General features: G+C 57.7%; 22 protein-coding genes, 1 other RNA gene and 2 pseudogenes. 14 read left to right on the top strand and 11 right to left on the bottom strand.

All coding sequences use genetic code 11. The features are described 5' to 3' along the window. The 3 genes from mdtD to msrA all read left to right on the top strand — a co-directional run bounded on the left by mdtD (position 1) and on the right by msrA (position 5,154). The gene (gene mdtD / locus BLT55_RS19590; RefSeq protein ID WP_054999817.1) at positions 1 to 1,413 is read left to right on the top strand and encodes a multidrug transporter subunit MdtD; all 1,413 of its coding nucleotides are present in this window, start codon (positions 1 to 3) and stop codon (positions 1,411 to 1,413) included. Positions 1,414 to 1,665: 252 nt separating this feature from the next. Further along, a complete protein-coding gene (locus BLT55_RS19595) occupies positions 1,666 to 4,359 on the top strand; it encodes a sensor domain-containing phosphodiesterase (protein WP_054999816.1) in 2,694 nt (897 codons plus the stop codon). A 147-nt stretch (positions 4,360 to 4,506) separates the two neighbouring features. Beyond that, positions 4,507 to 5,154, top strand: a complete 648-nt coding sequence (msrA, locus tag BLT55_RS19600; RefSeq protein WP_007248120.1) for a peptide-methionine (S)-S-oxide reductase MsrA — start codon at positions 4,507 to 4,509, stop codon at positions 5,152 to 5,154. Between the two features lie 273 nt (positions 5,155 to 5,427). Here msrA and BLT55_RS19605 read toward each other — a convergent pair whose 3' ends face one another. From BLT55_RS19605 to BLT55_RS19620, 4 genes are all read right to left on the bottom strand, one after another. After that, the gene (locus BLT55_RS19605) at positions 5,428 to 6,210 is read right to left on the bottom strand and encodes a MetQ/NlpA family ABC transporter substrate-binding protein (RefSeq protein ID WP_054999815.1); all 783 of its coding nucleotides are present in this window, start codon (positions 6,208 to 6,210) and stop codon (positions 5,428 to 5,430) included. Positions 6,211 to 6,380: 170 nt separating this feature from the next. Continuing rightward, positions 6,381 to 7,331, bottom strand: a complete 951-nt coding sequence (locus BLT55_RS19610) for a sigma 54-interacting transcriptional regulator (protein WP_074800774.1) — start codon at positions 7,329 to 7,331, stop codon at positions 6,381 to 6,383. A gap of 81 nt (positions 7,332 to 7,412) precedes the next feature. After that, a complete protein-coding gene (locus BLT55_RS19615; RefSeq protein ID WP_007248124.1) occupies positions 7,413 to 7,994 on the bottom strand; it encodes an alpha/beta hydrolase in 582 nt (193 codons plus the stop codon). Positions 7,995 to 8,207: 213 nt separating this feature from the next. After that, positions 8,208 to 9,518, bottom strand: a complete 1,311-nt coding sequence (locus BLT55_RS19620) for an MFS transporter (RefSeq protein ID WP_074800777.1) — start codon at positions 9,516 to 9,518, stop codon at positions 8,208 to 8,210. 624 nt (positions 9,519 to 10,142) lie between these two features. Here BLT55_RS19620 and BLT55_RS19625 point away from each other — a divergent pair. Next, positions 10,143 to 11,135, top strand: a complete 993-nt coding sequence (locus tag BLT55_RS19625; RefSeq protein WP_055001035.1) for an AraC family transcriptional regulator — start codon at positions 10,143 to 10,145, stop codon at positions 11,133 to 11,135. A gap of 210 nt (positions 11,136 to 11,345) precedes the next feature. Here the strand turns inward: BLT55_RS19625 and BLT55_RS19635 are convergent, their stop codons facing one another. The 4 genes from BLT55_RS19635 to BLT55_RS19650 form a co-directional block, all read right to left on the bottom strand. Beyond that, positions 11,346 to 12,575, bottom strand: coding sequence for a 2-octaprenyl-3-methyl-6-methoxy-1,4-benzoquinol hydroxylase (locus tag BLT55_RS19635; protein WP_055001034.1), 1,230 nt, complete (start codon positions 12,573 to 12,575; stop codon positions 11,346 to 11,348). A 51-nt stretch (positions 12,576 to 12,626) separates the two neighbouring features. Next, complete coding sequence (gene ubiH, locus BLT55_RS19640) at positions 12,627 to 13,814, bottom strand: 2-octaprenyl-6-methoxyphenyl hydroxylase (protein WP_055001033.1); 1,188 nt, start codon at positions 13,812 to 13,814, stop codon at positions 12,627 to 12,629. Beyond that, positions 13,811 to 15,145: a Xaa-Pro aminopeptidase gene (gene pepP, locus BLT55_RS19645; protein WP_055001032.1), complete on the bottom strand. Its 1,335-nt coding sequence runs from the start codon at positions 15,143 to 15,145 to the stop codon at positions 13,811 to 13,813. The genes ubiH and pepP overlap by 4 nt, the downstream gene beginning before the upstream one ends. 77 nt (positions 15,146 to 15,222) lie before the next feature. Next, positions 15,223 to 15,777, bottom strand: a complete 555-nt coding sequence (locus BLT55_RS19650) for a YecA/YgfB family protein (RefSeq protein ID WP_007248130.1) — start codon at positions 15,775 to 15,777, stop codon at positions 15,223 to 15,225. A gap of 147 nt (positions 15,778 to 15,924) precedes the next feature. Between BLT55_RS19650 and BLT55_RS19655 the strand changes: the two genes are divergently transcribed. The 4 genes from BLT55_RS19655 (at position 15,925) to BLT55_RS19670 (ending at position 17,371) form a co-directional block, all read left to right on the top strand. Then, positions 15,925 to 16,134 (top strand): TIGR02449 family protein, encoded by a 210-nt coding sequence (locus tag BLT55_RS19655; protein WP_007248131.1) that lies wholly within the window; start codon positions 15,925 to 15,927, stop codon positions 16,132 to 16,134. Beyond that, positions 16,131 to 16,460 carry a cell division protein ZapA gene (locus BLT55_RS19660; protein WP_007248132.1) on the top strand — a complete coding sequence of 110 codons (330 nt, stop codon included), beginning with the start codon at positions 16,131 to 16,133 and terminating at the stop codon, positions 16,458 to 16,460. The genes BLT55_RS19655 and BLT55_RS19660 overlap by 4 nt, the downstream gene beginning before the upstream one ends. 30 nt (positions 16,461 to 16,490) lie before the next feature. Continuing rightward, positions 16,491 to 16,669: non-coding RNA, 6S RNA (ssrS, locus tag BLT55_RS19665), on the top strand. Between the two features lie 90 nt (positions 16,670 to 16,759). Continuing rightward, the gene (locus tag BLT55_RS19670; RefSeq protein WP_055001031.1) at positions 16,760 to 17,371 is read left to right on the top strand and encodes a 5-formyltetrahydrofolate cyclo-ligase; all 612 of its coding nucleotides are present in this window, start codon (positions 16,760 to 16,762) and stop codon (positions 17,369 to 17,371) included. A 66-nt stretch (positions 17,372 to 17,437) separates the two neighbouring features. Here the strand turns inward: BLT55_RS19670 and BLT55_RS19675 are convergent, their stop codons facing one another. Further along, a complete protein-coding gene (locus tag BLT55_RS19675; RefSeq protein ID WP_007248134.1) occupies positions 17,438 to 17,590 on the bottom strand; it encodes a hypothetical protein in 153 nt (50 codons plus the stop codon). 193 nt (positions 17,591 to 17,783) lie between these two features. Here BLT55_RS19675 and BLT55_RS19680 point away from each other — a divergent pair, with 193 nt between their 5' ends. After that, the gene (locus BLT55_RS19680; RefSeq protein WP_055001030.1) at positions 17,784 to 18,233 is read left to right on the top strand and encodes an EVE domain-containing protein; all 450 of its coding nucleotides are present in this window, start codon (positions 17,784 to 17,786) and stop codon (positions 18,231 to 18,233) included. 6 nt (positions 18,234 to 18,239) lie between these two features. Here the strand turns inward: BLT55_RS19680 and BLT55_RS19685 are convergent, their stop codons facing one another. Continuing rightward, complete coding sequence (locus tag BLT55_RS19685; RefSeq protein WP_007248136.1) at positions 18,240 to 18,647, bottom strand: flagellar basal body-associated protein FliL; 408 nt, start codon at positions 18,645 to 18,647, stop codon at positions 18,240 to 18,242. Between the two features lie 131 nt (positions 18,648 to 18,778). Between BLT55_RS19685 and BLT55_RS19690 the strand changes: the two genes are divergently transcribed. The 5 genes and pseudogenes from BLT55_RS19690 (at position 18,779) to BLT55_RS34015 (ending at position 23,625) form a co-directional block, all read left to right on the top strand. Continuing rightward, positions 18,779 to 19,762: an NADPH:quinone oxidoreductase family protein gene (locus tag BLT55_RS19690; RefSeq protein WP_055001029.1), complete on the top strand. Its 984-nt coding sequence runs from the start codon at positions 18,779 to 18,781 to the stop codon at positions 19,760 to 19,762. A 412-nt stretch (positions 19,763 to 20,174) separates the two neighbouring features. Further along, positions 20,175 to 21,988 (top strand): annotated as a pseudogene (locus BLT55_RS34830) (S-type pyocin domain-containing protein); the annotation flags it as partial. Between the two features lie 182 nt (positions 21,989 to 22,170). Continuing rightward, entirely contained in the window at positions 22,171 to 22,401 is a 231-nt protein-coding gene (locus BLT55_RS34555; RefSeq protein WP_397389522.1) for an HNH endonuclease signature motif containing protein, read from the top strand. Then, positions 22,391 to 22,663 (top strand): bacteriocin immunity protein, encoded by a 273-nt coding sequence (locus tag BLT55_RS19710; RefSeq protein ID WP_055001769.1) that lies wholly within the window; start codon positions 22,391 to 22,393, stop codon positions 22,661 to 22,663. The genes BLT55_RS34555 and BLT55_RS19710 overlap by 11 nt, the downstream gene beginning before the upstream one ends. A gap of 49 nt (positions 22,664 to 22,712) precedes the next feature. After that, a pseudogene (locus tag BLT55_RS34015) lies at positions 22,713 to 23,625 on the top strand (hypothetical protein). 96 nt (positions 23,626 to 23,721) lie between these two features. Here the strand turns inward: BLT55_RS34015 and BLT55_RS19720 are convergent. Further along, entirely contained in the window at positions 23,722 to 24,369 is a 648-nt protein-coding gene (locus BLT55_RS19720) for a TonB family protein (RefSeq protein WP_055001774.1), read from the bottom strand. Positions 24,370 to 24,418 lie beyond the last annotated feature (49 nt).

Here is a 24,418-nt window from a genome sequence, read left to right on the forward strand (position 1 = left end):
ATGTCGAACTCAGCGGCGCCCATCACGGACGATAAAACCCTGCGCTGGATGCCCTGGGTTATCGCCATCGCGTTCTTCATGCAAAGCCTGGACGGCACGATCCTCAACACCGCCCTGCCGTCCATGGCCCTTTCGCTGGCAGAAGACCCGCTGCGCATGCAGTCGGTGGTCATCGCCTACATGCTGACCATCGCGCTGCTGATTCCGGCGTCGGGCTGGATTGCCGACCGTTTCGGAATCAAACGGATTTTCTTCAGCGCGATTCTGCTGTTCAGTTTCGGCTCGCTGCTGTGCGCGCTGTCTCATTCACTGAGCGTACTGGTCGCGGCACGGATTGTTCAGGGGCTTGGCGGCGCGCTGATGGTGCCGATCGGGCGCCTGATTGTGCTGCGCGCCTACCCGCGATCGGAGCTGGTGCGGATCATGGGCTTCATCACCATACCCGGTTTGCTCGGCCCGCTGCTGGGTCCGACGCTGGGCGGCTGGATGGTCGAGTACCTGAGCTGGCACTGGATTTTTCTGATCAACATTCCGGTCGGCCTGCTAGGTTGTTACGCGGTCAAGCATTTCATTCCTGATCTGCCTGGTGGCGGCCGAACACATTTCGACGGCGTCGGTTTCATCCTGTTTGGCGCCGCAATGGTACTGATCACTATCGCGCTGGAAGGTCTGGGCGAGCTGCACCTGCCGCACATGCGCGTGGTGCTGCTGCTATTTGCCGGAATGGGTTGCCTGGCGGCCTACTGGCTACGCGCCGGTCATATCGAATCCCCGCTGTTTGCCCCTTCACTGTTCCGCACCCGCACGTTCGCGGTGGGCATCATGGGCAACCTGTTCGCACGCCTGGGCAGCGGCGCACTGCCGTTTCTGGTGCCTTTGCTGCTGCAAGTGGCGCTGGGTTACTCGCCGTCCCAGGCGGGGATGAGCATGCTGCCACTGGCGGCAGCCGGCATGTTCGCCAAGACCGTGGCACGCTGGCTGATCGAACATCTGGGGTATCGCCTGATTCTCACCGGCAACACGCTATTGCTGGGTATCCTGCTGGCCAGTCTGGCGCTGGTTGATACGCAGACCCCTTACTGGGTCTTGCTGGTGCAACTGGGTCTGCTCGGCGCTGTGAATTCGTTGCAGTTCACGGCCATGAATACCGTCACCCTGATTGATCTCGATGACGCCAGCGCCGCCAGCGGCAACAGCCTGCTGTCGGTGGTCGCCCAACTGTCCCTGAGTCTTGGGGTGGCGAGCGCGGCCGCCTTGTTGGGCGGTTTCAGCGAAGACGTTGCCGCAGGCGAGGTCAGCAGCGTGCTGGGGGCATTCCAGCTGACATTCCTGAGCGTCGGCGTGCTCGCGATGTTCGCCGCCGGTATTTTCCTGCAGTTGCCTGAAAAGGAGGCCAGAACAGCAAAAATCTAAAGCCTGAGGCCAGGCTCCGGTCGCCAGAAGGTGTTCATCATCAGCGCATGAAAAAAGCGCTTTTGCCCCCGAAAACACTGCGCTTTAGGTAACCGACCAGATACATTGAAGAAGAACGATAACTGGCCGACACATTTATAGCACTAAGCCATCGTGGTCTCTTGTAAGCACGGGCTGCATGATGCAACCTTGCCATACGCGAAAAGAGGGTTCACGCCCGTCGCGACTAGTATTCCGGAAGCGAGTTTGTTCATGAAAAGCCAAACCGATGCTGCCGGTAGAACCGCAGCCGAGGTAGTGACGCAATTGCCAGTGCCCTCGCGCTTGGGAATGCTGCGTTTCGAGAGGCTGAATGAAGCCAATTGGGCGCTATTGTTCCTCGATCCAAATTGCGAAAAGCAGTTTGGGCTGCCCGCCGTCGACCTTTGCGCCCTGATTGGATCCCCTTATGCCAGTCTCATGGAGCCGGAAGTACGCTATCAATTACACGACGACGTTCAACTGCAACTGTCCTCATCGCCGAATTACCTGATTCGCTACACCCTGCATACGCCCAAAGGTCCGCTGGGCCTGCTGGAAATAGGCGAAGCCTACAAGCAGCACAACCGTCATTTGCTGCGCGGCTATTTCATGATCGTCGACGAGCAAGTCATCGAAAGCGAGCAACCTGTCGATTCCGATCTTGAAACCCGCAACTCCCGATTGCAGATTGCCCTGGAGCTCAATCAGCGAGCCCAGCGTGACCAGTTCGCACACCTTGAGCGGGTGCGCGCCCAGCAGGATCTGATCCTGCGCCTGACCCGCCATCGCTACACCACCGCCAACACCCTGTTGGAGGCGGCACAGCTGATCACCCGAAGCGCCTGTGACATCTACGATGTCGACCATGTCAGTATCTGGAACCTGAACGACAAGCGCCTGGAACCGATTACTGACTACGACCGGGAGAGCGGTGATTATCGGACGCGCACGCCGATCGATATCAGCCCCTATCCGTCGTATCTCCAGGCTTTGCACACCAGCAGAGCCATCGACGCCGGCAATATCCAGACTGACCCGCGCACCCGGGAAATGGCCGAAAACCTGACCCCCCTGGAAAACCGTGCCGTGCTGGACGCCAGCATTCGTATCGACGGGCAGGTGGTGGGCGTGCTGTGCCTGGAACAGACCGGCTCGACACGTGAATGGCAGTCTGACGAGATCGCCTTCGCTGGCGAGCTGGCTGACCAGTTCGCGCAGGTGATCAACAACCACAACCGTCGTGCCGCGACCAACGCGCTGCATCTGTTCCAGCGTGCGGTTGAACAAAGTGCCAACGCGTTTCTGCTGGTCAACTGCGATGGCGTGGTCGAGTACGTGAACCCCAGCTTCACGGCCATCACTCAATACAGTTCCGAGGAGGTTTCCGGGCGCAAGCTCTCGGCATTGCCGGCACTGGAAAATCTCAATCAGTTGCTTCTGGAAGCCAATTCCAGCCTGACCACCAGCAACAGCTGGCAGGGCGAATTCAAAAGCCGCCGCAAGAACCTCGAACCCTACTGGGGTCAGTTGTCGATATCCAAGGTCTACAGCGACACGCGCGAGCTGACGCACTACATCGGTATTTACGAAGACATTACCGAGAGCAAGCTGGCCCAGCAGCGCATCGAGCGTCTGGCTTATACCGACAACCTGACCAACCTTGGCAATCGGCCAGCGTTCATCCGCAATCTGGACGAACGCTTTGCCCGTGACACCGACACACCGATGAGCCTGCTGCTGGTCGACATCGACAATTTCAAGCGCATCAACGACAGCCTGGGTCACCAGACCGGCGACAAACTGCTGATCAGCCTGGCTCGCCGCCTGCGCAACACGCTGAGCCCGACCGATGTACTGGCGCGCTTTGCCAGTAACGAATTTGCCGTGCTGCTGGACAATACCGGTCAGGAAGCCGGACAGACGATTGCTGCCGAGGTTCTGGCGACGCTGGACAAGCCCATGTTCGTCGATAACCAGTTGATCAGCGTTACGGGCTCGGTGGGCCTGGCGTGCGCTCCACTGCATGGCCGCGACCCGCAGACCTTGATGAAAAACGCCGGGCTGGCGCTGCACAAGGCCAAAGCCAACGGCAAGCATCAGGTACAAGTGTTCACCGAAGCACTGAATGCCGAAGCCAGCTACAAGCTGTTCGTTGAGAACAACCTGCGCCGCGCCCTGACCCAGAACGAGCTGGAAGTGTTCTACCAGCCGAAACTGTGCCTGCTGACCGGACGCCTGCTGGGCATGGAGGCGCTGCTGCGCTGGAATCATCCTGAAAAAGGCATGATCCGACCGGATCAGTTCATCAGCGTGGCGGAAGAAACCGGGCTGATCATTCCTATCGGCAAATGGGTCGCCCGCCAGTCGTGCCGCATGAGCAAGGATTTGACCGCTGCGGGCTTCGGTCATCTGCAAGTGGCGATCAACGTCTCGCCCAAGCAGTTTTCCGACCCGGAGCTGGTGTCGTCGATTGCCGCAATTCTCAGAGAAGAAGCGCTCGATCCCTCGCTGCTGGAGCTGGAACTGACCGAAGGCCTGCTGCTGGAAGCGACCGAAGACACCCGCCAGCAGCTCGACTCACTGAAGAAACTGGGCCTGTCTCTGGCCATGGATGACTTCGGCACCGGCTATTCGTCGTTCAGTTACCTGAAGAAATTCCCCATCGATGTGATCAAGATCGATCGCAGCTTTATCCGTGATATTCCGGATGATGAAGACGATATGGAAATCACCTCTGCGGTTATCGCCATGGCTCACAACCTCAAGCTCAAAGTGGTTGCCGAAGGCATCGAAACCGCCGCTCAGCTGGCGTTTCTGCGTCGCCATCGTTGCGATGTCGGCCAGGGTTACCTGTTCGACAAGCCGATCCCCGGCGAAGAGCTGATCGAAAAATTGCAACGTTACCCTCGTCGGCCGTCGGCCTGACCACCTTCCCTGCACCTCGCCTGTTCGGGCACACTGCTGGTCTGTTTTTACACGGCAGCACTTGTTTCTACGTGTAACGGGACCTATGTAACTCTATTCATCCGTCCCGGCCTTGCTGCCTGTCTCTAAATAGAGAGGATACGGTTCATGACTCTGCGCTCGGAAATTCTAGTGAACAAAAACGTACTGCCTACCGCCGAACAAGCTCTGCCGGGTCGTGAAACACCTATGGCGCTGCCGGAAACTCACTTCGTCAACGGCAATCCGCTGCTGGGTCCGTTCTCGAGTAACGTCGAATTTGCCATCTTCGGAATGGGTTGCTTCTGGGGCGCAGAACGTCGCCTGTGGCAACAGGAAGGTGTTGTAAGCACCGTAGCGGGTTACGCGGGCGGGTTTACGCCGAACCCAACCTATGAGGAAGTCTGCTCAGGCCTGACCGGGCACACCGAAGTGGTGCTGGTCGTCTACGAGCCTGAGAAAATCAGTTACGAATCACTTCTCAAAGTGTTCTGGGAAGCGCACAACCCGACCCAAGGCATGCGTCAGGGCAACGACATCGGCACTCAATACCGCTCGGTGATCTATTGCACGACACCTGAACAGCTCGCCATCGCCAAGGCCAGTGCCGAGGCATTCCAGGCTGAACTGAGCAAGGCGGGCCTGGGCAAAATCACCACTGAAGTCGAAGAAGCGCCGACGGTGTACTTCGCTGAGGCATACCACCAGCAATACCTGGCCAAGAACCCGCAGGGCTACTGCGGCCTGAAAGGCACCGGGGTTTGCGTGCCAGCGTGAGGTGACGGGTTGGCATACCGTTCTGAACGCTCTGCGTCCGGCCTTGACTTCGGAATGCGTCGTTTGAACGACCGTCTTCGCGGACAAGTCCGCTCCCACTGGAGCGGGAGGTCGCTCATGAGGCTTGTGTATAGCTTTGAGGGCTGGAGCGGGAGGAACGATCACCTCAACTATCGTGCGACGCTCCGCGTCGCATGCCGTTCTGGACGCTCTGCGTCCGGTCTTGAATAACGGCCCCGCATCGAGACATAGGGCCGCTCTTCAATCCAGTCATCAGAACGCGGGCAATACCGCGCCTTCGTACTTCTTGTTGATGAAGTCTTTGACTTGCTGGCTGGTCAGCGCTTTCGAAAGTTTCTCGATGGCGTCGGTGTGGGCGTTGTCTTCGCGGGTGACGAGGAAGTTCACGTAGGGCGAATCCGGGCCTTCGATGATCAGCGCGTCTTTCTTCGGATTGAGCTTGGCTTCCAGCGCGTAGTTGGTGTTGATCAGAGCGAGGTCAACCTGGCTCAAAGCACGTGGCAATACAGCCGATTCCAGTTCGCGGAATTTGAAGTTATGCGGGTTGGCAGCAATGTCTTTTGGCGTGGACAAGGCATTGCTCTTGTCCTTGAGCGTGATCAGACCGTTCTTGTCCAGCAGGATCAGCGCACGACCTGCGTTGCTGCCTTCGTTTGGAATGGCGATGGTTGCGCCTTCAGGCAGATCTTTCACGCTCTTGTACTTCTTGGAATAGCCGCCAAACGGTTCGACGTGGACACCAACGCCAGTCACCAGGTTGGTACCCTTGCCCTTGTTGAAGCCATCCAGATACGGCCTGGTCTGGAAGTAGTTAGCGTCCAGACGCTTCTCGCTCAACTGGACGTTAGGCTGCACGTAGTCCGTGAAGACCTTGATTTCCAGGTCGACACCTTCTTTGGCCAGGGTTGGCTTGATCAGCTCAAGGATTTCCGCATGGGGCACTGGCGTCGCGCCGACCACCAGCTTTTCGCCTGCGTGTGCCAGGCCAATCGAGAAGGCAGCCGCCAGAGCGGTCATCAGAAACGTCTTTTTCATGCGGTGTCCTTAGGAAAAATCCGACTGCGTCATCCTGAAATGACGCCTTATTATTCAATGATTTGCTGCAGACTGATCGACTACGGCAACATCAGGCTGACATTACCTAGTTTTTATATTCCGAGAAAATACTTTTTAATCGAGTAGTTATATCTTTTTGTCTCAAACCGTCACGCAGGGCTTTGCTCCAGTTGCGACGTCACGCTCTCCAGCAATTGCCGTAGCGCAGACAGTTGCTCGCGATCTCCGCGGCTGATCAACACCTTTGCCTGACGCTCGATCAGGGTCAACGGGTTGGCGATGTCCGGCAGGTTGATGTGTTCGGCCTGGATCTCGTCGCCACTGCTGACCAGCAGCGCAAAATGAATGACGTTTTCCAGCTCGCGGGTATTGCCCGGCCAGCTGTGGGCTTCAAGTACGCGCTGCGCAGACTCGCTGATCAGCTGCACCGGCAGGTTCAAACGCTGGCTGTAGATGCCGACAAAATACTCGGCCAGCGGCAGGATGTTACCCGGTTGTTCGCGCAGCGCGGGCAGATCGAGGCGTCCTTCGCTCAGGTAGTGATAAAGCCGCTCGTGGAATTTGCCGGCGGCCACTGCCTGCGCCAGATCGATGCTGGTGGCAGCGACCAGGCGCACGTCGACCGGGCTGGGTTGGTGCGCACCAACCCGGGTGACTTCGTGATTTTCCAGCGCGGCGAGCAGCTTGACCTGAATCGGCAGCGGCAAATCACCGATCTCATCCAGGTACAGCGTGCCGCCATTCGCTGAGCCAAACCAGCCTGCCCGGCTGCTGACTGTGCCGCTGTGGGCGCCAGCCGCGTAGCCGAACAACTCGGCATCCGCGTAAGTCGGGCTGATCGCCCCGCAGTTCACCGACACGAACAAACCCGCGCGATCGCTGCCGCGATGGATGTGCCGCGCCAGCAATTCCTTGCCGGTCCCGGACTCTCCACGGATAAGAACCGGCAATGAACGCGGCGCCAGCAGCTCCATTTCCTCGCGCAACCGACGTGAGCGTGGATCAATGAACACCAGTGCCTTGGCGCGAATGCTGAGGGGGCTTTTTTCCGCATCGGGAAAGGTCAGCAGCGGCTGACCGAAGGTTTCTTGAAGGCTCATGACACACTCCCGCCTGAGCCCTTGCGACGGCTCAAGCGTTAAAAAGACAGGACCCGACGGGCCTTGTAAACAATAGCCCGGTCATGCGCGACGACGTGCGTGCTGCTCCAGACGGCTTTGCAGCCGATACAGGTAGGCGAAGCCCTGCTCCCAGCGTTGATGACCGGATTTGACGTTGATATGCCCGGCCTGACTGAGAAACCCCAGTTCGGCGCCCCAGTGCCGCGCCATCTCCATGGCCCGCTGGGAGCTGACCGCAGGATCGTTGTCCGAGCAGACAATCTGCGTCGGAAACGGCAGCAGGTCGGTCGGGACAGGTGCGAAATTGCGCAACGCAGGCGGGCAGTTCGGACGTTCGACGTCGGCAGGCGCAACCAGCAATGCGCCCTGCACCTGACGCAGGGTTTCCAGTGGCGCCAACTGAGCCCAATGCGCGACCGTCACGCACCCCAGGCTGTGAGCGATCAGGATCACGGGCGTGTCATGCTCGGCAATCGTGCGTTGCAACTCGCCCACCCAGTCTTCACGGCGGGGCTTGAGCCAGTCGGCCTGCTCCACGCGGGTGCTGTTGGGCAGGCTGTTTTGCCAGTGGGTCTGCCAATGATCATCAGGAGACCCTTGCCAGCCTGGCACGATCAGATACCGGATCGACTCGTTATGCATGGATTCGCCTCCTGCATGTATGCGTTCATGAGGTGAGTATAGGGAGTGAAGTTATATTCGCCAAGGAATAAGAAGCTATTTATTAATTCCCAAAACGAATATGAAGCCACAGGCGAAAAAAAGGACCGCTCCCTGCCTTCGAGGAGCGGCCCTCAACAAAATCACTTTCAGGGCAAAGATTAACCGCATTTCATGACAGGAATACGACGTGCCTCATGTCGCTGGAACCGGGCGGATGCCGGGCTCGGCAGTGGTCAGCATCACCGGCTCTTCGGTCTGCGGGACTTCGCGGGCGACGTTCCACACGACAATCGCCGCGATCAGATCGAAGATCGCCAACACCACGAACAGTGGGCTGTAGCCGATTTTGGTGACCAGCACGCCGAATACCATTGTGAACGCTGCGGCACCAAAAAAGCCGAACATCCCGCCCATGCCGGTGGCTGTCGCGACTTCGTTTTTACCGAATGAGTCCGAGGTAATCGAGTACAGCGCACCCGACAGGGTCTGATGAGCGAAGCCGCCCACACACAACAATGCGATGGCGGTGTAGGGGCTTTCGACCAGACCGATGCAGGCCGGCCCGATCATGCACGAGCAACCGAACAGCATGACCATCTTGCGCGAGGTGAACAGCGAAACCTTGCAGTATTTGTGGAACAGCGGGCTGAGATAACCGCCCAGTACACAGCCGATATCCGCTGCCAGGAACGGCAGCCAGGCGAACATCGCCACTTCCTTGATGTTCATGTGACGCTCGGTCATCAGGTACAGCGGAATCCACGCGTTGAAGGTCTGCCAGGCGGGCTCGGAGAGGATGCGTGCCGAGGCAATCGCGTAAAAATTGCGGTTTTTGAACAACCGTTTCCAGCTGCCTTTTTGAGTGGGGGCATCCTTGAGGCGTGATTCCTGGCCGCTGAGGATGTAATCGCGCTCGGCATCGCCCAGACGCTTCTGGTCACGCGGGTGCTTGTACAGCAACAGCCACAGCCCACTCCACACAATGCCCAGACCGCCGACAATCAGAAACGCCAGCTCCCAGCCGCTTTGCAGAATCGCCCAGACCACCAGCGGCGGCGCAAGCAAGGCGCCGAACGACGAGCCGATGTTGAACCAGCCAATGGCGACCGAGCGCTCTTTGGCGGGAAACCATTCGGTAGTCGCCTTGACGCCCGCTGGCAGGCCCGCCGCTTCGGTCAGGCCGAGCATGCCACGGAAGATCGCCAGGCTCTGCCAGCCGGTGGCGAACGCTGCCGCAGCGCAGGCCGCCGACCAGGCCACCGCAAAAATCGCAAAGCCCATCTTGGTGCCGATGGCATCGATGATGTAACCCGCCACCGGTTGCATGATCGCGTAGCACACCTGCCAGGCGACGACGATATGCGCGTACTGCTCGGTAGAAATGCTCAACTCACTCATGAGCGTGGGCGCTGCAACGGACAGCGTGTTACGTGCGAGGTAGTTGACGACCAGACCGGCCGTGACCAGACCGACCATCCACCACCGTATGCCTTTTACTTTCATCTCTTCACCCTGTTTGTTTTTAGATTGGCGATGAGCGTCCCGCGGCCAGGACCGTGAGGCGGCTGATTTTATGTAACTTTAGATTTCTATTGCTCGACAGGTGCCTATCGACGGATTTCGTTGCTTTTCGCGGGTTAAAGCCGATTTAGAAAGCGGTTCTTGCTTCAGCAATGCATGGATGAGGAGATTGGCCATGAGCTTGTCACTCTTTGAATTATTTTTATGGTTGTAATTTTTAAAAGCCATATGTCGTCGTACAACATAGCGCATTTATAGTCACTTGGGACGGCAGTGTCAATTAGCAGAAAAGCTGATAGCGCCTGCAGGAAGGCTTTAGCGACGAGATGCCGCTTGACCGCGAAATGCTTCGTTATACGACGACCCGACAAAATTCAGCTTTTTGCAACGCCACTTCCTGAAGGCAACGTCATACGGGATGGCCACCGACCGAGGTGGCCAAACGAGCACGACCTGTAAAGATTCAGGAATTGCATCAGGGGGCTTGCACAACTGTCACAAAAGCTTTCATTCTCTGAGGGCGCATCGGGCAAGGGAATGTCTCTTGATGCTCTGTCGGCAGTGCGCCGACGTTGAACGACAACCCAATCCAGGAAGGGCGCTCACATGCCTGAGCCAAGCAGTCTCGCCAGCTGGACACGCGCTCTGCGCAAGCAACTCGATGCGCTCGGCGCCGATAGCAACGCGCTGTGCCTGAGCGCAGGTATCGACCCGCGCAAGCTTGATGATCCGGACGCGCAGTTTCCGGCAGCCACCACTGCCCTGCTCTGGGAACTCGCGGTGCAAACCAGCCTCGATCCGACCCTCGGGTTGCGCGTGTCACGGTTCGTCAGCCCGACCACCTTTCATGCGCTGGGCTATACGCTGGTTGCCAGTGGCTCATTGCGCGAGGTATTCGAGCGCATCGTGCGTTACCACTCGGTGGCCGACGACTCGCTGGAGCTGGATTTCAGGGCAGCCGGCGAGCGTTATGAGTTTCGTTTCAGCGCGCCGAAATCCTGCCCGTCGCCCATCCATGAGCTGCTGGATGCCTTCGCCGCAATTTACCTGCGGACCTGTCGCAATCGGCTCGGCAGAGGTTACGCCCCCCTCGCCGTGCACCTGCAACGGCCAGCGCCCGACAACCCGCAGCCCTGGCATGATCTGTTTCGCTCAGCGCTGAATTTCTCGGCAGAAGAGAACATGCTGGAATTTGGCGCTGATGATTTCGATGGACATCTGCACGACGGCCCGATTCAGCTGACCGAGCACAACACCAATGGCGACCCGCTGCCGTCGCTGATCTGGGAGCAGCGAGTGCGCTCCGCCATCGAAACCCTGCTGCCGGATGGTGAGCCTACTGCGCAGAGCATCGCCGAGGCGCTGCACCTGAGCGAGCGCAGTCTGGAGCGGCACTTGGCGGATGAAGGATGTTGTTACGACCTGCTGCTCAATCAATGCCGCCAGAACCTGGCACTGCTGCACATGAGCGAGCCACAGACTTCATTGAGCGAAGTCGCGTATTTGCTGGGCTTTGGCGACACCGACAGCCTGAGCCGCGCATTCAAACGCTGGACCGGGCTGACGCCGGAGCAGTACCGGAACGGGTTGGTGCGGTAAGACGACTATCGTGCGACGCTCCGCGTCGACATGCCGTTCTGGACGCTCCGCGTCCGATCTCGGGTATGCGGCGCGGCGAAGATCTGTGACGCGGAGCGTCACGCAAAGCATTCCCACGCTGGAGCGGAGGGAAAGATACCTCAACTATCGTGCGACGCTCCGCGTCCGCTTTTGAACAGGCGTAACGCCATTAGACTGGAGAGTAATGCCCTAACAGGCATCAATCCGCGCCAGTTCCGGCAGATCCCCGGACAGCCCTAAAGCCTCGCGCACAAACAGTGCCTTGGCTTCGGGCATCTGGTTGACCATTTTCAAACCGGCGTTGCGCAGCCAGCGCAGGGGCAGCGCGTCGGCCTGGAACAGGCGTTCGATACCTTCCATCGCCGCCATCAGCGTCAGGTTGTGCGGCATGCGACGGCGCTCATAGCGGCCCAACACGCGCGCATCCGACCAGCGCTCGCCGCGCTGGGCAGCGTGAGTCAGCACCTCGGCCAGCACCGCAGCATCGAGAAAACCGAGGTTCACGCCCTGCCCGGCCAGCGGATGGATGGTGTGTGCGGCGTCGCCAATCAGGGCCAGCCCCTTGGCGACGTAGCGCTTGGCATGACGCTGACGCAGCGGCACGCTCAGGCGGGCATCGGCTGTGAGAACCTGACCGAGTCGCCCCTCGAACGCGCTTTCCAGCTCGCGACAGAACAGATCGTCGTCCAGCACCATCAGACGCTCGGCCTCAGCCGGCGTGACCGACCAGACGATGGAGCACCAGTGCTCACCCTCACGGTCCAGCGGCAGAAACGCCAGCGGGCCGTCATCGGTGAAACGCTGCCAGGCGGTTTTCCTGTGCGAATCCGCTGTGCGCACGCTGGTAATGATCGCGTGGTGCTGATAATCCCACTCTCGCGTCGGAGTTTCTGTCAGGCGGCGCACCGCGGAGTTCGCGCCGTCGGCGGCAATCACCAGTGGCGCGCGCAACAAGCGGCCGCCTGCCAGCGTCAGCAGCCAGTCATCGCCTGAATGGCGCATCTGCTCAAGTCGCGAATTGGCCAGCAAACCGATATCGCTGTCATGCAGGCGATCAAGCAGCGCGTCCTGCACCACGCGATTTTCGACGATATGCCCCAGTACATTGGCGTGCACGCTGGAGGCTGAAAAATGAATCTGGCCGGTGCCGCTGCCGTCCCAGACATGCATGTGCGCATACGGGCTGATGCGCCGCGCAGCGATGCCTTCCCACACGTCCAAGCGTTGCAGAATACGCTGGCTGGCAGCCGACAGAGCGCTAACCCGCGGCTCGAAGTTCGATTGCGGGTCGAAGGGTTTGACGCTTAGCGGCCCGCCATCGACCACCAGCACGTCCAGGCCACTGCCCTGCAAGGCCAGTGCAAGGGCGCTGCCGACCATGCCGGCTCCGATAATCAGCACATCCGCACGTGTTTCCATGCTCAAACCGTTCTCGCTTGCGGCCGAAGCCAGGTATTTAAAGGGCGTGCGTTACACATCGGTTCGAGTCCCCAATCCCATCGCCTGACGGGCGAACCAGCGTTTGGCGACCGGCAGCAGATCAAGGCCCAGCAAGCCCAGGTTACGTCCCGTGGCCACTGCCGACTGGGTGCTGCCGAACAGGCGCGTCACCTTGTCGGAGAAACCGACGGTCAACTGCTGGTCCATGAACTGACGCTCGCGGTAGCGCTGCAACGTCGGCAGATCCCCCAGCGGGGCATCACTGTCGAGCAGCGTCTCGGCCAGTGCATCGGCATCCCGCAGCGACAGATTGAAACCCTGCCCCGCAATCGGATGCAGACTGTGCGCCGCGTTGCCCAGGATCACCAGATGCGAGCGCACCTGCTCTTCGGCTTCGACCAGCGCCAACGGGTAGACATAGCGCGCCCCGACCTGACGCAGCGTGCCCAGGCGGTAGCCAAACACGCCCTGCAGCTCTTCGAGAAAACGCCGGTCATCGAGATCGGCGAGACGCTGGGTGTCATTACCCGGACGGGTCCACACCAACGCGCAACGGTTGTCCGGCAATGGCAACAAGGCCATCGGGCCATCGTCGGTAAAACGCTCGAAAGCCTGCCCGCAATGAGCTTCGCTCGGCGTGATGTTGGCGATCAGAGCGCTCTGGTCGTAAGGCCGCTGACGCACACCGACGCCCAGTTGTTCACGCAGGCTGGAACGACCGCCGTCGGCGAGCACGGCCAGATCACACTCCAGCTCGGTTTCATCATTCAGCGTCAGGCGATAGCCGTCAGGCAGCGGGTGCATCTGCTTGACCTCTGCCGGCACGCGCCAACTGACGACGTCTCGATCCAGAGCGGCCCAGAGCGCCTGACCCAGCCAGGCGTTTTCCACGACATAGCCGAGCGCCGGCACGCCCTCTTCAATCGCCGCAAGACGGGTCGCGCCAAAGCGCCCGCGGTCCGAAACCTGGATTTGCAGAATCGGCTCGGCACGCCGCGCAATCTGCTGCCAGACGCCGAGCCTCTCGTAGATACGCCGAGCGCCAAACGACAATGCAGACGAGCGTGCGTCATAACTGGGTTGCCAGCTTTCGCCCGGAGCAAACGGCTCGACCAGCACGATGCTCCAGCCGCGCGCCTTGGCACCCGCCTGTAGCGCAAGGGCGAGGCTTGCGCCTACCAGCCCTCCGCCAACGATTGCGATATTGAACCGGCTCATACGATGGGTACCTGTGCGCCAGCCATCAGCGCCTCGATCTCGGCGACGGTCTTGGGCACGCCGCCGGACAGGATTTCACAGCCCCGCCGGGTTACCACCACGTCATCCTCGATTCGCACACCAATACCTCGCCATTTCTTCGCGACATCCAGATTGTCGGGGGATATGTAAATCCCGGGTTCGACGGTCAGCGTCATTCCGACCTCCAATACTCGCCACTCGCCGCCGACCTTGTATTCGCCGACATCGTGCACGTCCATGCCCAGCCAGTGCCCGGCGCGGTGCATGTAAAAAGCCTTGTAGGCCTCGCTTTCGATCAACTGCGCAACATCGCCTTGCAGCAGGCCAAGCTCGACCAGCCCGGCGGTAATAACCTGGACCGTCGCTTCGTGCGCCTGGTTCCAGTGTTTGTCCGGGCCGATGGCGTCAAAGGCGGCGTACTGCGATTTCAGCACCAGTTCATAAATGGCTTTCTGCTCGGGTGAAAACCTGCCACTCACTGGAAAAGTTCGGGTGATGTCGCTGGCATAACAGTCGATTTCGCAGCCCGCGTCGATCAGCACCAGATCGCCGTCCTTGAGCACGGCGTCGTTCTGCTGGTAATGCAGGATGCAGCCATTGCACCCCGAAGCGACGATGGAGCCGTAGGCCGGCATCTTCGACCCGCCCCTGCGGAATTCATAATCCAGCTCGGCCTCCAGACTGAACTCATGCAGACCGGCGCGACAGGCCTGCATCGCACGCACATGGGCACGCGCGGAGATTTCCGCCGCATGGCGCATGACTTTGATTTCCGCCGCCGACTTGTACAGACGCATGTCGTGCAGCAGGTGATCCAGCGCCACGAACTCTTTGGGCGGCTGCGCGCCGAGGTGCGCTTTGGAGCGGATCACGTTGATCCAGTCCATGACATGCCGGTCAAATTCGGGGTTGCTGCCCATCGCCGAATACACCCGGTCGCGGCCTTCGATCAAACCCGGCAAAATATCGTCGATGTCGCTGATCGGGAACGCATCGTCCGCGCCAAAATCGCGAATCGCACCTTCCTGCCCGGCACGCAGACCATCCCACAGCTCGCGCTCGGGGTTGCGCTCGCGGCAGAACAGGACGTACTCGCCGTACTCGCGTCCGGGAATCAGCACAACCACTGCTTCGGGCTCGGGAAAGCCGCTCAGGTACTGAAAGTCACTGTCCTGCCGGTACACGTGCTCGACATCCCGATTACGAATGGCCACCGCAGCGGCGGGCAGAATCGCGATGCTGTTCGGCTCCATCTGAGCCATCAGCGCCTTGCGGCGGCGGGCGTATTCGGACTTCGGGATCTGAATCATTGGCAGCTTGAGTCCTGATGGAGTCTGCCGGCCAGGGCGATATCAGCCCGGACCGGTGTCGCAGTGATTGCTGTCGGTCAGTGCAGGGAAGGCTTGGGTTCCGGCGCGGACGGCTCGTTGAACTCGGTGAAGAGCAGCAACGGCGCTACGCGCATGTACTCCATGACTTCCATGTAGTCGGTCTCGCCGTCTTCGGACTCTTCCAGCGCATCCTGAACCTGAGCGATGGCCGCCAGATCCTCAAGAACGGCTTTGGCTTCAGTGCCAAGTGTCTTGTCACCGATGGCCAGACCGAAGCCTGACAGGAAGCCCTGACACCACTGGCCCAATGCGGCAGCGCGCTCGGTCAGCGGTTCGTCGTCGCCCGGCAGCAACAGCACAACGGTCATGTCGTCGCCTGTGAGTTCGCTTTTGACCATCTCTTGCAAGCCGACAAGCGCTGCGCGGATGTTATCCTGCGGCTCGGTTTCGAGCAGCACCGAGGCGTCGGCGAACCAGCCTTCGTTGTCGAAACCGGCACCGGCGCAACTGCGGCCCAGCAACAGACCGTGCAGCTCGGCGGGGGATACTTGATGGCCGCCGCTGTTGAGCAGAGTGGCGAATGCTTTGTACGGAGAATTCTGAATGGGCATGTGCTGGTCGCCAAACGGCGCAATGTCTAGAATGAAGGCCTTGTATCCTAGACTATCCGCGCGACAAGATCACCCGGACGGCGGTTCGAGCTTGAGCATGAGCATCGCCTCCCCTGCCATTCATCAGAAAGTACTCAGTGGAAAACAATGGAAGACACCGACCTGCAAGCGCTGATGAAACGTGTAGAGCTGCTCCTGAAGTTCGCCGAGCAACTTAAAGGCGAAAACGCACTCCTATTAGCTCAGGAAAAATCCTGGCGCGAGGAACGCGCCCAACTCATTGAAAAGAACGAAATCGCCCGGCAGAAGGTCGAGTCAATGATTTCGCGCCTCAAAGCCCTGGAGCAAGACTCATGAGCAATGGCAACAGCGTTACCGTTCAGATCCTCGACAAGGAATATTCGATCATTTGCCCTCAGGAAGAGCGCACCAACCTGGTCAGCGCCGCGCGCTACCTGGATGGCAAGATGCGTGAAATCCGCAGCAGCGGCAAAGTTATCGGGGCTGATCGCATCGCCGTGATGGCCGCCCTGAACATCACTCACGACCTGCTGCACAAGGAGCATGTGCCTGACGTGCAGACCAGCGGCTCGACCCGCGAACAGGTCCGCGAGCTACTCGACAAGGTCGATCTGGCGCTGGCGACAGACACGCCCGGCACACCGGGTTCAACTCGGGGCTGATTATTGCGGGGCATTTCTGTATACTTGCGCCGCTCCCTGGAGTGCTTGCCAGTCGGTCATGTCCCTGAGCCGATACGCACAACCACGGGGGTTGCACGTTGGGGTTGGTGTGCATGTCCGCTCGACGGAAAGCCTTAAAACCTCCTGCAATCTCCACCTTGAACTTTCGGGTTCAAGGGCTACACCGACAGCGGTTCGTCGGGGAGTCCTTATTCAATGCATTGCCAGACGACCTGTCTGGCAATGACGATCCAGCTCTGGTTTCGGCCTCTCGGATCAGCCTGCATGAACTCTCTCTCATGATCAGCGCCCAATCGCTTACACGCCCGCAACTGCGTCGCCAACTGCGCCATGCACGCAGGTCGCTGAGTCAGAGTCAGCAGCGTCAGGCCGCGCGTGATATCTACCGCCAGTTGGCCCAACACCCGCTGTTTCGACGCGCCCGACATGTTTCGCTGTATCTGCCGATGGATGGCGAGATCGACCCGCGCCTGCTGTTGCGCGAAGCCCAGCGTCGCGGCAAGGCCACTTACCTGCCCGTCCTCAATGCATGGCCGCGCACACGCATGGTGTTCCAGCGCGTGCGCCCCGGCGAGCGATTCATGCCCAATCGCTTTCGCATCCCCGAGCCGCGCATCGACCGGGCGAAGCAACGTAAAATCTGGGCACTCGATCTGGTACTGATGCCGCTGGTCGGGTTTGACGATCAGGGCGGGCGTCTGGGCATGGGCGGTGGTTTCTATGACCGGAGCCTGGCTTATCTGGCGCGCAGAAAAGCCTGGCGCAAACCCGTTTTACTGGGGCTGGCGCATGAGTGTCAGAAGGTGGATCGACTGGCGCAGGCCAGCTGGGATGTACCGCTGCAGGGCACGCTGTCGGATAAAGACTGGTACTTGAGTGATGGCGTCTGACTGATGGCACTTGAAGAGCGCGCTCTGATCGTTTGAAGTGTTCAACGACCAGAGCAGAGGCGGGGTTTAATGCCTGCCGGGGACTTTCTGTTGCTGCTGGGTAATTTCGACAGGAGCATCTTCCTTGGTGGTCCATAAACTCTGCGCATAACCGGTTGTCACGACACCCAAGCCAAACAGAATAACCAGAATCCAGAGTAAATCAGGCTTGCGTTTCAACGACTGCCCTCCATAGGCAAATCAATACGCTGTCCACAGCGGTCTTTCGAGAACCGTGCAGCAACGTGGAACTTTGAAGGGCGGCATTTTGCGGTAACGTGAACCAGTACGCAAATACTGGCACAAGCCGACTGTCGGTTTGTCATACAACTTTTCGCCCTACGGCAAACTACATGTCTCTGGAGCACGCGCAATGGCCTACTGGCTGATGAAGTCCGAGCCTGACGAATTCTCGATCAGCGACCTGAAAAAACTGGGTAAAGCCCGCTGGGACGGCGTGCGCAATTACCAGGCGCGGAACTTCCTGAGGGCCATGGCGGTGGGCGATGAGTTTTTTTTCTATCACTCCAGCTGTCCTGAGCCAGGCATCGCCGGTATCGGCAAAATTGCCAGGGCGGCTTATCCGGACCCCACGGCGCTAGACCCTGACAGTCACTATCACGATGCCAAGGCCACCACCGAGAAAAACCCGTGGAGCGCCATCGACGTCGAGTTCGCGGATATTTTCAAGAAAGTGCTGGGGCTGGGTTATCTGAAACAGCAAAGCCAACTGGAACAACTGCCACTGGTGCAGAAAGGCAGTCGGCTTTCGGTCATGCCGGTGACCGCCGAACAGTGGTCGGCGATCCTGGCACTGCGCTGATCCGCGTTATTGAACGATGAAGTTGTTGAACAGCAAGTCTTCGACAACCGGCTTGCCTTCTTCGTCGTTCATGACGCGCTGAACCTGTTTGAGTGCTTCCTGACGAATATTTTCCTTCGCCTCGGCGCTGCTCATCGAATCGACCGTCTGCTGAGTAAACAGCGCCACCAGTTGATTGCGGATCAATGCGTCATGGCGTTTGACCGCAGCTTCAGCGTCGGCACCGGTAACGCGCAACGCGATATCGGCTTTATAAACGCGCAGTTTCGGGCCGCCGTCCAGTGCGTAATTACCCACGAACGGAGGCGTCAGCGAAACATACGATGCTTTAGGAGGACCGCCCTCTTCCTTGGCTTCTTCCTGCGCCATGGCGGGCAACGACAAGGCCAGCAATATCAGAATCCACGCTTTCACAGTCCACTCCTTAATACGGTTTGCCACACAGCTTACAGCTTATGTGTGCTTATCAGGCAGGGCCATGCCTATTGACCTGTGCGCCCGGTTAACTGACTTTATCGGCCACTACCGGAAAAGGAATAGCCCCGATGAAAGCCCTGCTCTGCAAAGCCTTTGGTCCCGCCAACACATTGGTGCTTGAAGACGTCCCCGGCCCGGAGATCAAGAAGAACGAAATTCTGCTCGACGTCCACGCGGCCGGGGTCAATTTCCCCGACACACTGATCATCGAAGGCAAATACCAGTTCAAACCGCCCTTTCCGTTTTCCCCGGGCGGCGAAGCGGCGGGCGTGGTATCGGCCGTCGGTGAAAAAGTCACCCACCTCAAACCCGGCGACCGGGTCATGGCCCTTACCGGGTGGGGCAGCTTTGCCGAGCAGGTCGCCGTGCCGCACTACAACGTGCTGCCCATTCCGGAGGGCATGGACTTCACCACCGCCGCCGCGTTCAGCATGACCTACGGCACCTCCATGCATGCGCTCAAACAGCGCGCCAACCTGCAACCCGGCGAAACCCTGTTGGTGCTTGGCGCATCCGGCGGCGTCGGCCTGGCCGCCGTGGAAATCGGCAAAGCCCTCGGCGCACGCGTCATCGCCGCCGCCAGCAGCGCGGAGAAACTGGAAGTCGCCAGAACCGCAGGCGCCGACGAACTCATCAACTACAGCGAAACCAGCCTAAAGGACGAAATCAAACGCCTCACCAACGGCAACGGCGCCGACGTGATCTACGACCCAGTCGGCGGCGACCTCTTCGACCAGGCCATCCGCACCATCGCCTGGAACGGCCGCATGCTGGTCGTCGGCTTCGCCAGCGGCCGCATCCCGGATCTGCCCGTCAACCTGACGCTGCTCAAAGGCGCCTCGGTGGTGGGCGTGTTCTGGGGCTCGTTTGCCCAGAGACAGCCACAGGACAACGCCGCGAACTTCAAGCAGTTGTTTACGTGGTTTGGCGAGGGGAAATTGAAGCCGCTGGTGTCGACGGTTTATCCGCTGGAGCGGGCTGGAGAGGCGATTGATTTGTTGGGTGGGCGTAGGGCGGTGGGGAAGGTGGTGATCATTGTGAAGCAGACCTGAGGAACCAGCCTATTTCCCAAAAAATCAAGCACCTCAATACATAGGGAGGCGCTGATTTATTCGATTTTTCGTCCCTGCAACGCTCTGGAGGCCTTGATTTATCTGGGGGCAACAGCTGGGTTTTAGGGAAGGTCTGAAAAAGCCTTTTCTTCAAAAGTCGAAGCCAGTAAATACAGGCGCTCCAGCCCGGTTCCTCTCCAAAAAAATGGGCTTTTTCAGAGGATACTTAGGGAGACGCTGATTTATTCTAAAACCCAGCTGTTGCCCCCAGATAAATCAAGGCCTCCAGAGCGTTGCAGGGACGAAAAATCGAATAAATCAGCGCCTCCTTAGAATAAATCAGCGTCTCCATAGGTATGTCATCAATGCTTAAAGACTCAAACAACATAGCCATACAGACAAGGAGAACTGTATGGCCACACGAAAAAAGCGACAAACAAATATATTGCATGACCGGACAAGCGGGACCGTTAACATAAGTCACGGCAGCTCGCCCAAGCCACAAAATACTGGCTTCTTTGGAAGTGGCTTTACCAACACTGGGGCGTCTAGTCGTAAACGCAGACGCAGACGCCTGCATGCTCGTGCACAACAGCAAGCAGCAGCGAAAGCACATGCAGAGGCCCAGGCACTGGCAGAACGTCAGGCCGCAAAACATGCAGCTCCTCACGCTAGAATTCAAGCAGAAGCCGCTGAAAGAGCCCGAGCGGAAGCAGAGGCATATGCTCGAGCCGAGAGAAGTAAGCCACATCGTAATTTTATTGAGAAACTGTCCGATGCTTATCCGATAGTTCAATCGGAACTGGCATCGACTCATGCAATATCCACTGAATTACTTAAAAGCTCCATTCAGAAAGAAGTCGATTCTGGTTTGACTCCAGACTTCAAGGGCGTGAGCGAACAACAGCTCTCGGATTTAATACTTAATGAAAAAGCCACTATAAATTATTTGCTTTCAGGTAAGCGAGAACAACTAGGTATCCTCTGAAAAAGCCCATTTTTTTGGAGAGGAACCGGGCTGGAGCGCCTGTATTTACTGGCTTCGACTTTTGAAGAAAAGGCTTTTTCAGACCTTCCCTAGACAGGCAAATTGCTGCTGAACAGCTGAATCCAAGCAGACTCCATTCCACACAGCAGGATTATCGAAACTATCTCGAGCACCATAGCCAAGGTGATCCCGCTCGCGTACAGCAGGCCCATGAAGCGTGGACACGCTCGTTATCCAAAATCTACGAAGCTAAACTTCTTGCTGAGTCGATCACACTGCTCAATGAGCAGTCGGCAGCGCTGTCCATTCGTCATGCCGAGCTGTCGCTGGCCAATAAAACGGCGAGTCAGGATGCAGAGCGCACATCATCCCGACAGGCCGCTGGCATCGAAAAGCTGTGGTCAGTTATTGCCCCTGCAGCAACGACTAGCACAGCGTCGAGTATCAGAACCGTCGCGACCAACATCGCGAAAGACCAGATCATCAGGATTGCGACCAGAACGCTGGGCAGCAATCTGGTTACGTTGCTGGCGATGTATCCACAACCGTTGGGCGATGCAGAACTGTCGCCTGCTGTCGTCGCCACTCCCCTGTCGCAGCTCAACCTGCCGCCGCATATCGATCTGGAATACGTTGCCAGCGTCAAAGGTACGCTCGACGTCCCTCATCGCCTGGTGTCGAACCAAGCTGAAACGAGTGGCGCTGTGCGCTGGGTGGATTCGGATGGTGTGAACGTTGGCACCAAAGTGCGTGTAAGAACGTTCACCTATAACGCAGAGAACAATTCCTACGAATTTATCCGCGACGGGGAGTCAACACCCGCACTGATATGGACGCCAATAGATCGACCGGCGGACAGTTCGACACGCTCGCCCGCGGGACCGCCGGTGCTGCCGACAGATCCAGGCAACGCGGTGACACCTTTTGTACCGGAGCTTGACGCTTACCCAGCGGTTGATCGAGATGATCCCGACGACTACATTCTCATCTCCCCCATTGATTCAGGGCTTCCGAACACCTACCTGCTGTTCAAGGACCCAAGGTCGATTCCGGGGGTTGCGAGTGGGTATGGCGAGGCGGTCAATGGGGTTTGGTTAGGGGACAAAACTCGGGCAGAGGGCGCATCAATTCCGGCTCATATCGCAGATCAATTGCGTGGACGACGATTTGGTAATTTTGATTCATTGAGGAAAGCAACTTGGATAGCCGTAGCCAATGATCCCGAGTTAGGGAGACGCTGATTTATTCTAAAACCCAGCTGTTGCCCCCAGATAAATCAAGGCCTCCAGAGCGTTGCAGGGACGAAAAATCGAATAAATCAGCGCCTCCTTAGGTAGCCGCTGATTTATTCTAAAATCCAGCTGTTGCCCCCAGATAAATCAAGGCCTCCAGAGCGTTGCAGGGACGAAAAATCGAATAAATCAGCGGCTCCTTAGGTAAACAGTTTACTCAGCATAACCTTGAAATAATGCGAGATGGCGGTGCGCCCTACCCTAGACTCAGCGACCAAGCCGGAGGCCGTACGAAATTTGAAATACACCATAAAGATCACATTTCAAATGGTGGCGCGGTTTATGACATCAACAACTTGGTTATCATGACACCGAGGCAACACATTGATCATCACAGGAGCCCAAAAAATGATCTTTAAAGAAAAAATAGAAGATTATACTGAAGAAGAATTTTTGGAATTTCTAAGGGGACTCTCTTCTGAACACAGTCAACTTCATGGCGATGAATTTGTTAAACACATGGATCGAACAGTTGAGCACTTCGTTAAAATAACAGAGCACCCAGCGCAAACAGACGTAATCTTTTATCCTGACGAAGGTCAAGAAGACACCCCCGAGGGAATTTTAAAAGTAATCAAAGAATGGCGAGCAAAAAATGGCAAGCCTGGATTCAAAAATTAAATACCCAACACGCTATTGGCGAGACACTATATAAAAAGGAAAATCACCCATGGAAGAATTACATCATCATCTGCAGCAATTACCCGACTTCCTTCGAGCGGAACTTGCTGTTCAGGTTGGCGACTGGGGAGGATTGGAGTATATCGACATAACCAATCGACATATACAAGCCATTAATAGCCTGATCACAAGCAAGCGCGTTCCATTACGTCAAGATCATATCGACAATATACCTATTGAGTTGGACGCTACTCCGTGGACAAAGCCAGATATAGAGATGAACGCTCGGCTGAACTCTCTTAACCTTACTGGTATTATACCTATTGATTTTTTCTCGATGACGGTATACGCGCAGTTTCACATGGAAAGCATTCGCTTTTTAAACGAACTAAGGAGACGCTGATTTATTCTAAAACCCAGCTGTTGCCCCCAGATAAATCAAGGCCTCCAGAGCGTTGCAGGGACGAAAAATCGAATAAATCAGCGCCTCCCTAAAAACCAACCTCGAATCGTTGCACGCTCGTATCAAAGAGCAGCACCGGCAGCACGTTGAGCGTTTGGCTCAGCGTCAAGCTCAAGAAACAGCCCGGCGCCAGGCAGAAGAAGCAGCTCGCGCACAAGCCGAGGCTGAAGCGGCAGCGCAAAGAGTGGCAGAAGAGCAAGCTGCGCAGCAGCGAACCCGAGAAGCAGCGCTGCAACTGGCCCAGCGCCAGATCGAGGAAGCCGAGCGTGCGTTGGCGCAGCGCTTGGTAGAAGAAGCCCGCACTCGTGAGGCGGAGTCTCGCCATGCAGTGCAGGTAACGTTCGGGCCTGATGTATCACAAGACGTTGAAGGTGCGATCAGGATATTGAAAGAATCCATCGAAATCGCGATCACCGACTTTTCGAATGCGATCAGCGCTCACGGGGCGCTCGACATGCGACAGCTTGAAGCGATTCAAGCTACGAGCGCGACTCACTGAGTTCTCATGCAAGGCCGGGACCAAGGCACTGATGCGTTGGTCCCGGCACAGTGCATCAAGTGGAACTAACGCAAGCTTTCTCAACAGACCAAACGACTACAACGCCTGCCTCACATGCTCCGGCAAATAATCCACGTACTTACGCATCGGATTATCTCGGCACTTGCCGACAATACTCGGCTCCGCCTCCCGCAGTTCCAAAACCAGCGCCTGACGGTCCTCAGCAGAGAGAAAGAGCTGAATCAACGCGCCGCTGCTCAGGTATCGCTCGGTCCTGCGAAAAATAGTGGGTTCAATAGGCATCCTGCCTCCCCACGCTCCTTCCTCATACTTTTCGAGTTCACGGTTGAGGTGCCCGTAGGACAATTTCTTAAGCTCGATATTTTCATGCACAGTCACATCCTTACCCGGTTTCTCTCTGAAGTAGTGAGTCACCTTTATGGCCTCGCCTTCCGAGTGAGAAGCCGGTGGCGTCCAAGGTGCAAAGCGCCATTGCTCGACAGCACGTCTGGCCACGTCAATAAGCCGGGGGTCAGTTGAATTGATCAACTCAAGGAATCGAACAGAGCCATCGGATTTGATAAAGATCCGAACAGTGACTTCACCCTCGACAAACGGATGACGCAGGTTTGCTGGATACTCGAGCTCCGGCATATGCAACGGCACCGGATACGACGGCAAAGCCTGCGCAGCACTGTCCAGAAGCAAGCTCGCGATAACAAGCACACCGAGCGCTTTAATCATCAGCTGGCACACGAACGCGGATGTTCTCATTTTCATGTTGGCTCATCGT

It is taken from the genome of Pseudomonas cannabina (assembly GCF_900100365.1).
Lineage (GTDB): Bacteria > Pseudomonadota > Gammaproteobacteria > Pseudomonadales > Pseudomonadaceae > Aquipseudomonas > Aquipseudomonas cannabina.

What these genes read in the sequence shown, in the direction of transcription:
- BLT55_RS19710 (WP_055001769.1), top strand. Translation starts at nt 22,391, where the DNA reads ATGATCTTTAAAGAAAAAATAGAAGATTATACTGAAGAAGAATTTTTG.
- BLT55_RS19605 (WP_054999815.1), bottom strand. Translation starts at nt 6,210, where the DNA reads ATGAAAAAGACGTTTCTGATGACCGCTCTGGCGGCTGCCTTCTCGATT.
- BLT55_RS19670 (WP_055001031.1), top strand. Translation starts at nt 16,760, where the DNA reads ATGATCAGCGCCCAATCGCTTACACGCCCGCAACTGCGTCGCCAACTG.
- BLT55_RS19690 (WP_055001029.1), top strand. Translation starts at nt 18,779, where the DNA reads ATGAAAGCCCTGCTCTGCAAAGCCTTTGGTCCCGCCAACACATTGGTG.
- ubiH (WP_055001033.1), bottom strand. Translation starts at nt 13,814, where the DNA reads ATGAGCCGGTTCAATATCGCAATCGTTGGCGGAGGGCTGGTAGGCGCA.
- BLT55_RS19660 (WP_007248132.1), top strand. Translation starts at nt 16,131, where the DNA reads ATGAGCAATGGCAACAGCGTTACCGTTCAGATCCTCGACAAGGAATAT.
- BLT55_RS19680 (WP_055001030.1), top strand. Translation starts at nt 17,784, where the DNA reads ATGGCCTACTGGCTGATGAAGTCCGAGCCTGACGAATTCTCGATCAGC.
- BLT55_RS19720 (WP_055001774.1), bottom strand. Translation starts at nt 24,369, where the DNA reads ATGATTAAAGCGCTCGGTGTGCTTGTTATCGCGAGCTTGCTTCTGGAC.
- BLT55_RS19625 (WP_055001035.1), top strand. Translation starts at nt 10,143, where the DNA reads ATGCCTGAGCCAAGCAGTCTCGCCAGCTGGACACGCGCTCTGCGCAAG.
- pepP (WP_055001032.1), bottom strand. Translation starts at nt 15,145, where the DNA reads ATGATTCAGATCCCGAAGTCCGAATACGCCCGCCGCCGCAAGGCGCTG.
- BLT55_RS19620 (WP_074800777.1), bottom strand. Translation starts at nt 9,518, where the DNA reads ATGAAAGTAAAAGGCATACGGTGGTGGATGGTCGGTCTGGTCACGGCC.
- mdtD (WP_054999817.1), top strand. Translation starts at nt 1, where the DNA reads ATGTCGAACTCAGCGGCGCCCATCACGGACGATAAAACCCTGCGCTGG.
- BLT55_RS19655 (WP_007248131.1), top strand. Translation starts at nt 15,925, where the DNA reads ATGGAAGACACCGACCTGCAAGCGCTGATGAAACGTGTAGAGCTGCTC.
- BLT55_RS19610 (WP_074800774.1), bottom strand. Translation starts at nt 7,331, where the DNA reads ATGAGCCTTCAAGAAACCTTCGGTCAGCCGCTGCTGACCTTTCCCGAT.
- BLT55_RS19595 (WP_054999816.1), top strand. Translation starts at nt 1,666, where the DNA reads ATGAAAAGCCAAACCGATGCTGCCGGTAGAACCGCAGCCGAGGTAGTG.
- BLT55_RS19615 (WP_007248124.1), bottom strand. Translation starts at nt 7,994, where the DNA reads ATGCATAACGAGTCGATCCGGTATCTGATCGTGCCAGGCTGGCAAGGG.
- BLT55_RS19635 (WP_055001034.1), bottom strand. Translation starts at nt 12,575, where the DNA reads ATGGAAACACGTGCGGATGTGCTGATTATCGGAGCCGGCATGGTCGGC.
- msrA (WP_007248120.1), top strand. Translation starts at nt 4,507, where the DNA reads ATGACTCTGCGCTCGGAAATTCTAGTGAACAAAAACGTACTGCCTACC.
- BLT55_RS19650 (WP_007248130.1), bottom strand. Translation starts at nt 15,777, where the DNA reads ATGCCCATTCAGAATTCTCCGTACAAAGCATTCGCCACTCTGCTCAAC.